Here is a 249-nt window from a genome sequence, read left to right on the forward strand (position 1 = left end):
GAGATCCTATGAGCGAAGGCCTTGACATGCTGACGCCTAAAATCAGCGTGCTGAGGTTTGGCTCCGAGGAGAACATCATGCGTATCGATCAGGCATACACGGGTAGTGGTGACGGACTGGTGCTGGCGACGGCCAAATGGAAGGTGGCGCTGCACGACGGGCGACGCGAAAAGCCAGCCGTGCACACGGTCGGACAACCGCAGGCTGCGGCGCGCCTGCAGGCGGTGCTGGACCTGATCGAGGCGCACA

The 249-nt window shown here is 62.2% G+C and carries 1 pseudogene; it reads left to right on the plus strand.

The features are described 5' to 3' along the window. Positions 1–77 precede the first annotated feature (77 nt). Positions 78–249: pseudogene (locus VSR34_RS39365) on the plus strand (IS110 family transposase); the annotation flags it as partial.

This window comes from Paraburkholderia sp. JHI2823 (assembly GCF_038900695.1).
GTDB classification, from domain to species: Bacteria; Pseudomonadota; Gammaproteobacteria; order Burkholderiales; family Burkholderiaceae; genus Paraburkholderia; species Paraburkholderia mimosarum.